This window comes from Allobosea sp. 05T438, from assembly GCF_056396025.1.
Genome location: NZ_JBFTKQ010000004.1, coordinates 72,895 through 84,522, shown reverse-complemented (window position 1 = coordinate 84,522; position 11,628 = coordinate 72,895). Strand labels below are relative to the sequence as shown.

At 62.3% G+C, this 11,628-nt stretch carries 12 protein-coding genes; 11 read left to right on the top strand and 1 reads right to left on the bottom strand.

Features of this window, described 5'->3' with window-relative positions; translation table 11 throughout:
- Positions 1-23: 23 nt before the first annotated feature.
- The 11 genes from AC1DIN_RS11060 to AC1DIN_RS11010 all read left to right on the top strand — a co-directional run bounded on the left by AC1DIN_RS11060 (position 24) and on the right by AC1DIN_RS11010 (position 11,057).
- The gene (locus AC1DIN_RS11060) at positions 24-1,064 is read left to right on the top strand and encodes a TAXI family TRAP transporter solute-binding subunit (protein WP_476809815.1); all 1,041 of its coding nucleotides are present in this window, start codon (positions 24-26) and stop codon (positions 1,062-1,064) included.
- Complete coding sequence (locus tag AC1DIN_RS11055; protein ID WP_476809814.1) at positions 1,061-1,690, top strand: hypothetical protein; 630 nt, start codon at positions 1,061-1,063, stop codon at positions 1,688-1,690. Before AC1DIN_RS11060 ends, AC1DIN_RS11055 begins: the two co-directional genes overlap by 4 nt.
- 28 nt (positions 1,691-1,718) lie before the next feature.
- Positions 1,719-2,222 (top strand): DsrE family protein, encoded by a 504-nt coding sequence (locus AC1DIN_RS11050; protein ID WP_441470048.1) that lies wholly within the window; start codon positions 1,719-1,721, stop codon positions 2,220-2,222.
- A gap of 793 nt (positions 2,223-3,015) precedes the next feature.
- Positions 3,016-4,323, top strand: a complete 1,308-nt coding sequence (locus AC1DIN_RS11045; RefSeq protein ID WP_476809813.1) for an ATP-grasp domain-containing protein — start codon at positions 3,016-3,018, stop codon at positions 4,321-4,323.
- 2 nt (positions 4,324-4,325) lie between these two features.
- Positions 4,326-5,528, top strand: coding sequence for an NAD(P)-binding domain-containing protein (locus AC1DIN_RS11040; RefSeq protein WP_476810045.1), 1,203 nt, complete (start codon positions 4,326-4,328; stop codon positions 5,526-5,528).
- Positions 5,525-6,340, top strand: a complete 816-nt coding sequence (locus tag AC1DIN_RS11035; RefSeq protein WP_476809812.1) for a thioesterase domain-containing protein — start codon at positions 5,525-5,527, stop codon at positions 6,338-6,340. Before AC1DIN_RS11040 ends, AC1DIN_RS11035 begins: the two co-directional genes overlap by 4 nt.
- A 36-nt stretch (positions 6,341-6,376) precedes the next feature.
- Positions 6,377-7,411, top strand: a complete 1,035-nt coding sequence (locus AC1DIN_RS11030; RefSeq protein ID WP_476809811.1) for an ATP-grasp domain-containing protein — start codon at positions 6,377-6,379, stop codon at positions 7,409-7,411.
- The gene (locus AC1DIN_RS11025) at positions 7,408-8,595 is read left to right on the top strand and encodes a carboxylate-amine ligase (RefSeq protein WP_476809810.1); all 1,188 of its coding nucleotides are present in this window, start codon (positions 7,408-7,410) and stop codon (positions 8,593-8,595) included. Before AC1DIN_RS11030 ends, AC1DIN_RS11025 begins: the two co-directional genes overlap by 4 nt.
- Positions 8,596-8,764: 169 nt before the next feature.
- The gene (locus AC1DIN_RS11020) at positions 8,765-9,031 is read left to right on the top strand and encodes a hypothetical protein (RefSeq protein WP_476809809.1); all 267 of its coding nucleotides are present in this window, start codon (positions 8,765-8,767) and stop codon (positions 9,029-9,031) included.
- Positions 9,032-9,096: 65 nt separating this feature from the next.
- Positions 9,097-10,293, top strand: coding sequence for a M14 family metallopeptidase (locus tag AC1DIN_RS11015; RefSeq protein ID WP_476809808.1), 1,197 nt, complete (start codon positions 9,097-9,099; stop codon positions 10,291-10,293).
- A gap of 416 nt (positions 10,294-10,709) precedes the next feature.
- Positions 10,710-11,057, top strand: coding sequence for an HdeA/HdeB family chaperone (locus AC1DIN_RS11010; RefSeq protein WP_476809807.1), 348 nt, complete (start codon positions 10,710-10,712; stop codon positions 11,055-11,057).
- A gap of 99 nt (positions 11,058-11,156) precedes the next feature.
- Here the strand turns inward: AC1DIN_RS11010 and AC1DIN_RS11005 are convergent, their stop codons facing one another.
- Positions 11,157-11,306 (bottom strand): hypothetical protein, encoded by a 150-nt coding sequence (locus AC1DIN_RS11005; protein ID WP_476809806.1) that lies wholly within the window; start codon positions 11,304-11,306, stop codon positions 11,157-11,159.
- Between the last annotated feature and the right edge of the window lie 322 nt (positions 11,307-11,628).

Sequence of the window (11,628 nt, the reverse complement as noted above, 5' to 3'; positions counted from 1 at the left end):
GTGCCTTGCGAGGGAGTTCGAGGATGACACGGTTCCCCAGAAAAAGCCTGCTCCTGCTGACTGCTTTGATAGCGCTTGCCCCGGGGCTCCAGCCGGCTGATCTGTCCGCGCAGACAGCCAAAGTTGAGGCCCAGACTACGACCTCGTCGCGTCGCACCTCAGCGCAGGCGACGGAACAGGAGAAGATGAACGCCTGGACCGTCGGCCTTGCCGCCGGCTTGATAGAAGGAGCGCCCCTTCGTCTCGCGGCGGAGATGGCTCGCGTCGTCGATGATGGACCGAATTTGCTTGTCCTGCCGATCGTTACGCGGGGCGCCACCGAGAATCTGAACTCGCTGCTCTACCTGCGTGGCGTTGATACGGCGATCATCAATTCCGACGCACTGGAAGAATACAAGGCGCAACTGCCCCAGATCCGGCGTCGGATCACCTACATCCTCAACCTCTTCCCGTCGGAGCTGCATATCTTCGTTCGGCCCGAGATCCAGAGCCTGGAGGATCTCGCCGGGAAGAAGGTGAACTTCAACACGCAGGGAACCGCTGCCGCATATTCGGGGCCGTTGATCTTCAGCCGGCTCGGCATCAACGCGGAAAAGACATTCATCCCTCATCAGCTTGCGCTCGAGCAGATGCGCAAAGGTGAGATCGCCGGGGTCGTTTTCATCACCTCGAAGCCGGTCGATGCGTTCGTGCGAGGGCGCTTCGAACCCGGCTTCAAGTTCCTTCCGGTCAAATACGACAGCAAGTTCGAGGATTACTATCTTCCGGCCGTGCTGGAGGCGAACGAGTATCCGGGGCTGATCAAGCAAGGCGAGCGCGTGCAGACGATTGCGGTGCCGACCGCGCTCGTCGCGTTCAATTGGGCGGCGCAAACCAACCGCTATCAACGCGTCGCCCGTTTTGTGGATGTGCTGTTCTCCCGCATCGACAGGCTTCAGGCCCCCGGCTTCGACGCGAAATGGAAGTCGATCAACCTGGCCGCCACCGTCCCCGGCCTCGACCGCTTTCCGGCGGCGCAGGAATGGTTGGATCGTCAGCCGCGAGCACCGCGGGCTCTGCGATGAAAGCGATCCCGCTATCCATCGCGTTCGAGATCGCCTGCGGAGTCGCGCTGGCGCAGGATGGGGTAGATCCGATGGTGCATCTTCGCGCTTGCGCCGTGATGGAGCCTGCTGCGCGGCTAGACTGCCTGGACAAGCTGTCGCGTAGCATAGTGCCGATTGATCGCCCGGCGCTTGGCGAAGACAACTGGATCGTCAGCGAGACGACCTCGCCGATCGACTATACTCCCATCCTCACCGCGACGACGTTTGCGAGCAGTGGATCGGACAGCACCTTGACGCGGCTGTCGATCTATTGCCGTAGCGGCCGAACCGAATTGGCGGTTTCAGGGCCGGCGCTGGTCGGTGGCAGCACTGACTCTACCATCATCTACCGCATCAATGACGCTCAGCCGCTGCAAGTCGCAGCAGGGGCGCCATCATTCGGTTCTGGCGCCGCGTTCAGGGCCGATGTCGTGCAGCTGTTGCGTTCCTTGCCTGACGAAGCCGGCCTCTATGTCCGCCTCGTGCCCCGCACCGGCACTGCCTATGAAGGGCAGTTTGCGCTAGCCGGACTGGCGGTCGTCCGAGCCAAGATCGCCGCAGCGTGCAAGTGGCCGAACGTCGTTGCCAAGCCAAACAACCGATAATCCTCGAACCACTACGGGAGAAGCAGTGATGATTGGTTATAAGAACACCGCCCGGGCTGCACTGGTTGGCATCGCTGCGCTCCTCATCGCCGTGCCGCCGTCAGCGGCGCAGGAAAAGAAGCAGACCACTGCGCAGGCATCAAAGCGACCCGCGTCCGAGACAAAAGTCCACCACCTTATTCTACAGGTAAATTCCAACGAGCCCGCAACAATGAACCTGGCGCTCAACAATGCGACGAACGTCGCGCAATACTACAAGGATATTGGAGAGCCGGTAGAAATAGAGATTGTCACTTTCGGTCCGGGCTTGCATATGCTTCGGGATGATACCTCTCCGGTTAAGGCGCGGATCAAGGCGATCGCAGCGAGCACTCCAGCGATTTCCTTCAAAGCCTGCGGCAATACTCAAGAGAATATGAGCAAGGCCGAGAACAAGGAAGTTCCTATCATCCCCGAGGCGTCGGTCGTAAAATCCGGCGTGGTGCGCGTTATGGAGTTGCAAGAGAGAGGCTGGACCTATGTCAGGCCGTGACGCCTATTGTTTAAATGGTGGTCGCAAAATTTGGATTGTTTTGCTTTGCTATTAAGCGGGAGGTATTGGTAGGTTATGTTGATATATTCGAGTAGTTTCCGATTTCTCTGTCATAAATACGGTCTTCGCTTCCGCGAGACTGTGGAGAATATCGCCGTTCGGGAACTCGTCCCGCATGGAGTGGCCCTGATCGATGATGCTCCACAGGATCGTTCGCGTCGCGATCCGCCGCGCGGGCGCCGTACGCAAGAACTGGACGATAAGCGTCCCCAGCGAGTATCCGCCGAGATTGTTCGCAACATATCCGGCGCTGGATGGCGCCCTGGTTGGAGGTGAACGAAAGTTGGCATCCGTACTCATCTTCGGCGAAATCAAGAAGTGGCCAGACTGTGAAGATGGCAGCTCTACCCCTGAACGAAAATGGAGAGCGCCGGTTCGATGATGCTGCTGCGCGCGTCAGGTCTCGCACACGGCTGCGACTTGGTGTTGGTACGCAAAGCGCAACTGGTTGCGCGTTTGATCGGCGCGAAGTCTCGGCTCTCGTCGTCAGGGCGTTATCAAATAAGCCGCGTGATCTTTTCCCGCTCTGGGCGCCGCCCGATAGCAATGGGCTAGCGCAAGCATCGCAACGCTTCACGCCACGGAGGTGTGGCTCCTCAGCTCTCGCAAGCCAATCAAAATTATTCCGAGAACATTGCGTCACTGCGGCATTCTGACGCGTTTTAGAAGTAGTCGCTCACTCGCGCGAGTCGTCTGCGCCGGCCAGATGGCTTCCATAAGATCGGGGCTTGGCATGGACGAACCCATTCTCAAACGGCCTTCCGTTCTGTTGGGATCGGCTTCCTCGGGGGGAACGATCGCAGCCTTGCGCCACTTCGTCGCCTACGGCGTCGGCGTGAATGTCGTCGCCGATCACCCCTTTTGCCCGGCCGGATGGTCGCGCTGTGTCGGGCGCCGCTATGCGGGGCCGGTCGAAAGCGACAGCATGCGCTACCTCGATTGGCTGCTCGCGATCGGAAAGGCTGATCCCGGCCAGGTGTTGCTGCCGACCTCCGACGAGTTGGTCTGGCTTTACACCTCCAACGCCTCGCTCCTCGCGCGCTATTTCCGCCTGTATCAGCCGTCGATCGAAACGATCAAACGCATCCTCGACAAGGCTTTGCTCGAACAGGCCGCAACCATCGCCGGGGTTGGGGTCCTGCCGAGCTGGGATCCTCAGAACCTGGACGAGCTCGCCGAACTGGCGCCGCGCCTGCCTTATCCGGTCCTGATCAAGCCGCGGACCCATGTCCATCGCCTGCGAAACGACAAGGGCGTGGTCGTGCATTCGCCGGACGAGCTCGCGGCGGAATATCCACGCTTCCTTGCCCGCGAGCGGTATCGCTTCGACGATACACCGCGCCCGCCCGACGCGGTGCGCCCGGTGATCCAGAAATTCGTCGAGATCGGGCGCGAAGGCGTGGTGTCCATCTCGGGCTTCATCGGACGCAGCGCGGATGTGTTCGTGACCCGGCGCTCGACCAAGATTCTCCAGCGCTCTCGGCCGGTGGGAGTCGGCGTGTGCTACGAGTCGTGCCCCGCCGATCCCGCATTGTCGCGGGCGGTGCATAGACTCTGCCGCGAGCTCGACTACTTCGGGCTGTTCGAGATCGAGTTCATCCAGCACGACGGCGCCTGGGCGGTCATCGATTTCAACCCGCGCCTGTTCAACCAGATCGGCCTCGACCTGCGACGCGGGTTGCCTATGCCGATGCTGGCCTATCTGGACGCGCTTGGCGAGACCGACGCCGTGCGGGCGCTCGCTGCCGAGGCGCAGCATGAGAGCCCGGCCGAGAAGGTCGTGTTCTGTGACAATTTCACCCTCCATGCGATCTTGCTGGCGCAGACGCTCTGCATGCGGGCAAGCCTCAAGGATCTTGCGTATTGGCGGGGCTGGGCGAGGCAGAATCGCGCGCAGATGGTCCACTTCGCTTCAGATCGCAACGATCCGATGCCGGGCATCATCCATATCCTGTCCGAAATCTATCTCGGATTTCGGGCAGCGCCGCGGTTCGTGCGGACCATGCTCCCGTCCTCTCCCCTGGTCGCGCGCGGGCTGTGACGATGAGCAAGCAACTCGTGGCGATCATCGGCGGCGGACCTTACGGGCTCTCGCTCGCGAGCCATCTCGCGGCCCGCAATGTCGCGCACCGGATTTTCGGCCAGCCCATGGCCTTCTGGAGCCAGATCGCCCGCGCCGGGCCGCGGCGCTATCTCAAATCCTACTGCTTCGGGACGAACATCTCGTCGCCGCGCCCGGGCTCAACCTTCGCCGACTACAACGAGCCGCGCGGCCTGGAGACCTTCGAGCCGTGCTCCATCGAGAATTTCGCCGCATACGGCCGCTGGTTTCAGGAGAAGCACGTCGACTGGATCGAGCCCGTGGACGTCGCCAATGTCTCCCGGCGGAAGCAAGGCTTCATCCTGACGCTCAGCAATGGCGACGAGGTCGAGGCATCGGACGTCATCGTCGCCACGGGACTCGCGAACTTCGCCAAGATGCCGCACGCCTTGCGGGCGCTGCCCGGAACGGTCGCCACGCATAGCGCCAAAGTCGACAGCTTCGCCGCCTTCCAGGGCCTCGAGGTCGCGGTCATCGGCTCCGGCCAGTCCGCCCTGGAGGCGGCCGCACTGCTTCACGAAGCCGGCGCGTCGCCACGATTACTGATCCGCAAGCCGTCGACCCTGTGGATGAACCGAGGGAGCCGCACGCCGACGCCCTGGCAGCGAATCCGCTGGCCGATCTCCGCGCTGGGTGGCAGTCCGAAGGCATGGGCGCTGATGCAACTGCCCGGCGCGTTCCACCGGCTCCCGGCCTGCGCGCGCCCGCTCGTCCTGAAAAATTTCCTTCCACCCGAGGGCGCGTGGTGGCTCCGCGAGCGGGTCGAGGCACTCGTGCCGGTCGAACACGACACCATGATCGTCGAGGGGCGGGAGGTTGGCAATCGTGTGTCGCTCCGCTTGCGACGCGGCGCGGACCAGAAGGATCACGAATTGCTCGTCGACCGGGTGATCGCCGGCACGGGCTACGAGGTGAACGTGGAGCGCATCCCGTTTCTGGCGCCCGAGTTGCGCAGCGCCATTGCCCGGCACGGTTCCGCGCCGCGGCTCGATGCGTCCTTCCAGTCCTCCGTCCCGGGCCTGCGCTTCGTCGGTCCGGCATCGTCGATGAGCTTCGGCCCGGTGTTCCGCTTCGTCGCCGGGGCCGAGTACACCGCGCGCACGATCGCGACGGCATTGTCCCGAACCGCCGTGGCCCGCGCATGAACGCCGCGCGCCTGCCTCTCATCGTCCTGCCGGGCGCGAGCGGCCACGCGCCGGACTGTGCGCCGTTCTGCGCCGAAGCGTCGGACCGGGAGCGCATCGTCGCGCTGCGCTATCCAACCTGGCAGACCTATGTCGATGCCGGTCTCACCGCAGAAGCCCTGGTCGAAGATCTAGCGGCGGAGATCATGGATCGTGTCCCGCAGATGCCGGTCGTGCTGCTCGGCGTTTCGATCGGCGGCCATTTCGCCTATGCAGTTGCGCTGCGTCTCGAGAGCCTCGGCCGCACCGTTGCGGGCTTGTGCATCATCGATTCCGGAGCCATCGCCGCGGCACGATCGATGCACTGGAAAGCACGCCTCGTCTCTCATGCGGCCGATCTGCTCCGGCGCGGCCGTCCTGGCGCGCTTGCGCTTCACGCCCGGCAGCTCGTCTGGCGCGGCCTGTTTCGCCTTGCCGGAGATGGGCTGCCCGTGCTTGCGCGAGACTATCCTGCGCCGCTTCATGGAATCGGCAAGATTGATCCAGCTTTTGAAGAAGAGCTGAACATGCGGCTCCTGATCCGCATCACCGCCACATGGATGCCAAACCTGGACGATCGCGTCACTCATCTGCGCGCGCCCGCAGTTCTGCTGCGCACGCGTGTCACGGTGTCGAACGATGATCTTTGGCGCAGACGCTGTCCCGACCTCCGCATCATCGATATTCCCGGCAACCACGAAACGCTGTTCGAGGCCGAGAATGCCACCGCGTTGCGTGCCGCCTTTCTCGCGGCGGCGGAGGAGTGGAGCGACGCAGACCAGGCCCTTCACTGACGCAGGAGGGCCAAGGATCGATCGCACGGTGAGATCGTGAGCATTACCGCGCTCCACAGCGCGACCGCGAGCCGGCAGCGGGCATCAAGTTTAAGTGACTGGTTATGTATCGGCGGCATGCTGCGCGAGATGGCTGACCCGGCTCGCGTTATGGCAACTCGCCTCAAAGCTGCGGTTCGTCCGCGGCTTCGGGTCGCCATCCTCAGAACTGAAGGGTGCGCCCTCGCTCCCTCGAATGCTGCGGCGATCGCACTGTTCGTCCGGGCCGCGGATACGGTTGGGGTCGAGACCGAGATCGTCACGGCCGGCGACATCGAGCGTCTCGGCGAGTTCGACGGGCTGTTCATTCGCGACCACACTCGAACCGATGACTACACCTATGCTTTCGCGAGAAAGGCGGCTGAGCTCGGCCTCGCAACCGTCGACGATCACGCCTCCATCCTGAGCTGTGCGTCCAAGATTGTTCAGGCGAGGCTGTTCTCCATGCACGGTGTGCCGACGCCAAAAACGCTGATCCTCACCAGCCAAACCATCGACCGGGCCGTAGCAATGCTCGGACTGCCCTGCGTGCTCAAGGAGCCGGGGAGCTCGTTCTCCAGAGGCGTGTACCGCGTCGACAGTGCAGCCCAACTGTACGAGCACGCTTCGACGCTGTTCCAGAGCCAAACCGCCGTGGTGGCACAGGAATACCTCCGGACTGACTTCGACTGGCGCATAGGGTTTGTCGACCGACAGCCGATCTTCGCCTGCCGCTATCACATGGTGCCGGGCCATTGGCAGGTCGTGCGCAACGCTGGAACGCGCAGCTATCAGGAAGGCAGGACCGAGGCCGTGTCCCTCGTCAATGTTCCTGAACGCGTGCTTGCGGTAGCGGCAATGGCGGCCGGTGCCATCGGAGACGGGTTTTACGGCATCGACGTCAAGGACTTGACGGACCGCAGCGTCGTCATCGAGGTCAATGACAATCCGAATGTCGATGCCGGGCAGGAGGATGGCGTCGCCGGCATGGAGCTCTACGAGGCAGTGATCGCCACCATTGTGCGCCGCGCGTTGCGGATGGTTCGGCAGTGACCCGCTATGGCGCGTTCGAGCGCCTCGGCATCGAGATCGAGTACGCGATCGTCGGCCGCGAAGACCTGCGCTGCATGCCGATCGCCGACGTCGTGCTCGACGATCTCGACACACCAGCCGGTGCGCTCGGCTGGTCGAACGAATTCATGCTCCACGTACTCGAGCTGAAGAACCCCACTCCGATAGAACGGCTGGACGCGCTGCGACAGCCGATGCAGGCCGAGATCGACGCCATGAACCGGCGCCTGGCGCAGCACGGGGCAAGGCTGATGCCGACCGCGATGCATCCGTGGCTCGATCCGCGAGACGCTCGACCCTGGCCGGTGGATCCGCACGGCATCTACGGTGCTTACCAACGCATCTTCGAGACGAGGACGCATGGCTGGGCCAATCTCCAGAGCATCCATATCAACCTGCCTTTCGCGGACGACGGTGAGTTCGCGCGGCTCCACGAGGCCATCAGGCGCGTACTTCCGATCATCCCCGCCATCGCGGCGAGCTCACCCGTAGCGGACGCTCGGCTGACCGGCTTCCGCAATTTCCGGATGCAGGCTTATCGGACGAATGCTGCGCGTTACCCGCTCGTCGCCGGCAACATCATCCCGGACAGCATTGGCGGCGCAGGCGCCTATGAGGCAGAGATCCTGGCGCCGATGTTCGCCAGTCTTGCACAGGCCGATCCCGAGGGTACGCTGCGCTTTCCTTGGCTGAATTCCCGTGGCGCCATACCACGATTTGACCGCCATTCCATCGAGATCCGCGTTACCGACACGCAGGAATGCATTGAAGCGGACCTCGCCGTTGCCAAAGCGATAATCGCTGCTGTTCGGCTGCTGTACCTGGACGAGGCCCCTCTCGCCGCTCCCTTGGGTACCAGCCGCCTCGTCAGCATCCTCGGCCGCTGCATCGAGCGGGCCGAGGACGCGCTGATCGACGATGCGGACTATCTCTCCGCCCTCGGCCGACCGGGAAACGCGTGCACAGCCGGCGAACTCTGGCGCCATCTGCTCGGGCGCTCTGCTGACGGAAGCTGCATCCCGCATTTGGAGCGCATCTCTCGGGCCGGCACGCTTGCGAGCAGAATTGAGCGCGCGCTCGGCGCTTTCCCTTCCCGAGAGCGGATTGCGTCGGTCTATGCAGAGCTGTGCGAATGTCTCGCCAAGGGGGCGGCGTTCCGAGACTGAATCACCGCTTCCGGTGCGGCGACAGCCCCCGCTCAGGGCCAGGGCCGCGATCGTCCACTATCGGGCAGTGTGCCAACGTCAGCTCCTGGCGCACCGCGGCGCCGCGAGGTTCGCCTCGCATCCGGCACGGCTGCGGACTACCATCCGATCCAGCAGGCGGATCTGACATATGGATGAGCATCTTATTCGGCGGATCAGCGTCGCGGCGCATGCGGACGACGCTCCTGCCGAGCGCATTCGCGATCTGCTCGCCGAATTTCCTCCCTCTTCTCCAGAGACGTCCCAAGACCGCCATCTTGTGCTCGAGAGGCAGAAGCTTGCAGAACGCCTCGTAGACGTCGCAAAGCCACCGAGCTTTCACGACGCGCTGGTCGTCGAGGGGGGCGGCCCGTCGTGGCCATCCTCGCGTTCCCAGGAAGAGCGGATTCGACGGTGATTAGGCGAGGGAAGAGACGGTCAATTTGACCTTGCACCGCGGTTCACACGGTTAGGACACAGATCATGCCAGGCAAGCCAGAAGAACGCCCCGATCGCCGCGACTTTATGATTGCAACGATCGGCGCATCGGCCGCTCTCGTAGCGAGCACGGGCTCTGCGATGGCCCAAAACGCTGCTACGCCCGTTGGTCGGCCTGCCTCGGGGGCGGCGTCCGCCACGGTCTATACGGGCGATACGATCGAAGGAAAGAAGGTCGTCAGCACGCTGAACGTCAGTGACTTGGAGCCCGGCAGGAAGCACCATCTGTATTTTCGGGGCGTGCAAATGCCCACCGGGCTACACTGCTACGCGTCCGTGACGGTCGCCAAGGGGGCAAGGCCGGGCAAGCGCGTCGTCCTCACCAGCGGCGTGCATGGCGACGAGATGAGTTCCATCCATACCGTTCAAACGGTGATGAATCAGCTCGATCCGGCGCAGATGTCGGGCACGGTGATGGCGGTCACGGATGTCGCCCGCCCGGCCGTCGAAAGCATGCAGCGCAGATGGCCCAATTTCGGCAGGGGCAACGATCTGATCGACATGAACCGGGAATGGCCGGGGAACGAGAATGGCCCGACCGCAGCCAGCCGACACGCTGGCCTGCTGTTCAACCGGCTGCTGCGCCCGAACGCCGACGCCGCGATCGACTTCCATACCGGGACAACGGGGTTCGAGGTCACCGCCTTCAATATCGGCGGCATGGATGTGCCGGAGGTCAAAGCAATGCTGGAACTTTACCCGGTGGGTCAGATCTTCGACAATCATGTCTATCCAGGCGTCCTGCATAACGCGTTCATGGACGCGGGCATCCCCGCCTTTACGCCGGAGATTGGCGCTGCGCGCGTGCTAAACCTCGAGATGATCGCGCTGTTCGTGGAAGGCACCCTGAACGTCCTCAAGCATCACGGCATCCTGGCCGGGCCGATGGGGCGCACAGGCAAGGACGTGAATGTCTTCGTCGGCAACAGTGCGTTCCCGATCCTGGCGAGCCAGGGCGGGATCGTCGAGCATCTCGTCGAGCTCAATGAAAAGGTCGAAGCCGGCCAGAAGGTTGCCATCCAGCGCAACAGCTTCGGAGAAGTCGTCGCGGAATATACAAGCGGCGTGGCCGGTGAGGTGACGGGACAGCGCAGCGACGCGATGTCCGAACCCGGCAACCCTCTGGTGTTCATCCTTTTCCACAAGGCGACGCCGGACCGGAGCGAGACGTATCCCGAATAATCGAACACGGGGTATTTGCGTCTGGCGGTGACCTTGGGCAGACGCATTACGAGAGGGTCGTCAGCGCGTTGAGCGCGACGAACCCGCGAGGGGCGCCGCCCAGCAATGGTCAGACCATCGCCGTCATCCGCAGTGACGTCCTCGCGTTCGTTCTGAAGAGCACACGTCCTCCCAGGCGCTGGGTTCGACGTGGGGGAATCTGGCTCGGATGCGAGGATGTAGGAAGGGACTGGAAAAATGCGGGGAGACATCTGCGATTCCCGCATCAGGACGATGAAATCAGGCGCTTCCTCGACGTAACCCTACAGTAAGCTACGTGCTCATCCTTTGCGGGCGCTGCTAACGTCTGTCGCCCTCCGCGGTGTATCTATCCCCCGCCGCGAATTTCGGAACACAACGATTTTCGGAGCACGACGATGAAGATAACCGCTCGCACTATCGCTGTTTCTCTGCTGGCCCTTGTCTCCTCGGCGCAAGCCCAAGTTGGCCTCGACACTCTGGCAGACGCGAACGGTTTCATTGACGTTCAGAAAATCACATGCGCCCAACTCGCAAACACGTATCAGGAGGACGCTGACGCGCTCACCAACTGGTATTCCGGCTGGTACAACGGCCTCGCCAAGAAGCACTTCTACCATTTGACCCGCGTCAAACCTGGCGAACACGCCCTTATCGTGTATTGCAAGGAAAACCACGGTAAAACAGTGATCGAAGCGATGGACATTCTGCTGAAGGAGGAAAAAATCAAGATGCATAAAGATTAGGACGACGGAGATATTTCTCGAAAATTAACGACAAAAGCTGCTATGGAAAAGTAGACGGCCGAGTCTTACGTCAACTGCCACTTCAGGCGGCTCTTATTTTCAAATTTCGCTCAAATTCACGAAGATCTGCGCAAACCCGGCCAAGCAGGCGCCGGAATCCTTCCAATGATCCCGGCCACGGAGTTCCTCGGCCAGCCCGACTAATCGCCGGCGCAGCGCCGAGCGAGTTAGAATGGCGGAGATCGACATGAGCAATGATCAGAATGCGAGGCGGAGGCGGTCAGCCTGCGAATCTGAGGTTGGCCTCGCCCTTTGCAAGCGGCAAGTGATGGGCGAGGTCTATACTCGACGACCTCTCGCAATTCTCGGGCATTTGGGCGGAAGGAACCGGCCCCGCGGGCCTCCAGGTGGGCGCCCGCAGCGAACTTTGGCTGGAGAATAAGGCTGGCGTCATCATGCATCTCGTTGGCCAGAGCGAAGGGGTGGCCCTTGGTCTCGGAAAGGACGAAGTCCCCATAGAATTCAAGGAATAAGAAAATCATTTGAGTCTGCACTCGTCAATCTGCGAATG

What these genes read in the sequence shown, in the direction of transcription:
- AC1DIN_RS11060 (WP_476809815.1), top strand. Translation starts at nt 24, where the DNA reads ATGACACGGTTCCCCAGAAAAAGCCTGCTCCTGCTGACTGCTTTGATA.
- AC1DIN_RS11055 (WP_476809814.1), top strand. Translation starts at nt 1,061, where the DNA reads ATGAAAGCGATCCCGCTATCCATCGCGTTCGAGATCGCCTGCGGAGTC.
- AC1DIN_RS11050 (WP_441470048.1), top strand. Translation starts at nt 1,719, where the DNA reads ATGATTGGTTATAAGAACACCGCCCGGGCTGCACTGGTTGGCATCGCT.
- AC1DIN_RS11045 (WP_476809813.1), top strand. Translation starts at nt 3,016, where the DNA reads ATGGACGAACCCATTCTCAAACGGCCTTCCGTTCTGTTGGGATCGGCT.
- AC1DIN_RS11040 (WP_476810045.1), top strand. Translation starts at nt 4,326, where the DNA reads ATGAGCAAGCAACTCGTGGCGATCATCGGCGGCGGACCTTACGGGCTC.
- AC1DIN_RS11035 (WP_476809812.1), top strand. Translation starts at nt 5,525, where the DNA reads ATGAACGCCGCGCGCCTGCCTCTCATCGTCCTGCCGGGCGCGAGCGGC.
- AC1DIN_RS11020 (WP_476809809.1), top strand. Translation starts at nt 8,765, where the DNA reads ATGGATGAGCATCTTATTCGGCGGATCAGCGTCGCGGCGCATGCGGAC.
- AC1DIN_RS11015 (WP_476809808.1), top strand. Translation starts at nt 9,097, where the DNA reads ATGCCAGGCAAGCCAGAAGAACGCCCCGATCGCCGCGACTTTATGATT.
- AC1DIN_RS11010 (WP_476809807.1), top strand. Translation starts at nt 10,710, where the DNA reads ATGAAGATAACCGCTCGCACTATCGCTGTTTCTCTGCTGGCCCTTGTC.
- AC1DIN_RS11005 (WP_476809806.1), bottom strand. Translation starts at nt 11,306, where the DNA reads ATGTCGATCTCCGCCATTCTAACTCGCTCGGCGCTGCGCCGGCGATTA.